General features: G+C 75.7%; 2 protein-coding genes. Both read right to left on the bottom strand.

Going from position 1 to position 1,514, the window contains the following annotated elements; all coding sequences use genetic code 11:
* Nucleotides 1-186: 186 nt before the first annotated feature.
* A complete protein-coding gene (locus ACFWEP_RS34610; RefSeq protein WP_387376268.1) occupies nucleotides 187-705 on the bottom strand; it encodes a GNAT family N-acetyltransferase in 519 nt (172 codons plus the stop codon).
* A 55-nt stretch (nucleotides 706-760) separates the two neighbouring features.
* Nucleotides 761-1,402, bottom strand: coding sequence for a hypothetical protein (locus ACFWEP_RS34605; RefSeq protein ID WP_387376266.1), 642 nt, complete (start codon nucleotides 1,400-1,402; stop codon nucleotides 761-763).
* Nucleotides 1,403-1,514 lie beyond the last annotated feature (112 nt).

The following is a 1,514-nucleotide window of genomic DNA, read 5'->3' as shown; positions in this document are numbered from 1 at the left end:
GGGGTGTGGGCGCGGAGGCAGGTGTGCGCGATGACGCGGGCCGGGCGGCGGGGGGCGTAGCGGTTCCAGCCACATGTTGGCCAGGGCTCAACCGCTCGCGCCCACGTGGTTGTCCGGGGCGCCGTCGCCCTCCGGCGGGAGGTCGCCGCGGGACGCGTTCCCGGCCCGACCGGAGGACGGACCGGGTCAGCCCGCCGGGGCCGGGACCAGGTCCAGCCGGTAGGTGAGCAGGGTCAGGCCCGGCACCGGGGACCAGTCGCGTTCCGGGGTACGGGCGAAGCCGAGCCGGTGGTAGATCCGGTGCGCCCCGGTCATGGCGGGCTGGGTGGAGAGAGCGAGCCCGGTGACGCCGTCCGTGGCCCGGGCCCGATCCGCGCACGCACGTACGAGGGCTTCCCCGGCTCCCCGGCCGCGCCCGGCCTTGCCCACCGCCAGCATCCGGAACTCCGCCTCGTCCGCCGCCGCGACGTCGCACATGGGGCTGCCGGGCGGGGCGTAGGTCACCCCGCCGAGGACGGCGCCGGTGTCGTCCACGGCCACCAGCACCTCCGCCACGGCGGCCCGGCCGGCCACGTCCCGCAGCCGGTCCAGATAGGGGTCGCCCTCGCCTCCGCCCAACAGGCCGTCACCGAGGTACGCCTGGGCCGTGATCTCGCCGAGGAGCGCGTACTCCTCGGTCTCGGCCCTTCTGATCGTCAGGTCCATGACCGCCATTCTGCGTGGTCCACGGGCTCGGGGGACAGCCCGGTGCGGACAGGGCTCAACCGCTCGCGCCCACGTGGTTGTCCGGGGCGCCGTCGCCCTCCGGCGGGAGGTCGCCGCGCTCGATGGGCTGCGACCCGGGGGCCTGGCCGAGTGGCGGGAGGACGGTGTCGAGCTCCGCGTCGTCCGCCCGGTGGGCCGCGTCGGCAGCCGCGCGCAGGGTGTCCCGGTCCGCGGCGGCGAGTTCGGCGCTCACCGTCACCACGAGATCCCCCATGGTGCGGGCGTAGGCGCGGCCGAGGGCGGTCTCGCTGTACCAGCGCTCGCCCTCGCGCTCGCAGACGGTGTACCCGGCCGAGCCGTCGCTCACCGGCTTCTTGCCGCAGTCGGCGGGGGAGTAGTCTGCGCGCTCCACGCCGAGCTGGATCACGTGTCCGTGCTTGTCCGTGTAGGAGCTGCCGAAGCCGTCGTCGCCCAGCACGCCCACCGACTGCGTGGCCAGGGTGTAGCCGGGCACCTCGGTGACGTACACGCGGTCGGTCCGGGTCTGGAGCGCCGTCGCCCGCGCCTCCAGCTCGGCGTTGTCCGCTACGCCCTCCGGGACTTCGGCCCCCGCCACGGCGTGCTCGGTGCCGCAGCCGACGAGGGTGAGGACCAGCAGGGCGGGCCACAAGCCGTGCAGTCGCGCGCGAGATGTCATGAGCACATCCTTCCGTACGGGTCTGGCGGTCCGGTCGCGGGGCGGGAACGCCGCCGGGCCGCCGCCCCTCCCGGTGAGGGAGGACGCGACGGCCCGGCGGTCGGTTTCGCCC

The sequence above is a fragment of the Streptomyces sp. NPDC060198 genome (genome assembly GCF_042728415.1).
Lineage (GTDB): Bacteria > Actinomycetota > Actinomycetes > Streptomycetales > Streptomycetaceae > Streptomyces.
Note: the sequence above shows the minus strand (reverse complement) of the source record. Positions and strands in the feature narration are given on the sequence as shown.

Bases quoted from the DNA above. Each gene is read 5' to 3' on its own strand.
- ACFWEP_RS34610 (WP_387376268.1), bottom strand. From the start codon at position 705: ATGGACCTGACGATCAGAAGGGCCGAGACCGAGGAGTACGCGCTCCTC.
- ACFWEP_RS34605 (WP_387376266.1), bottom strand. From the start codon at position 1,402: ATGACATCTCGCGCGCGACTGCACGGCTTGTGGCCCGCCCTGCTGGTC.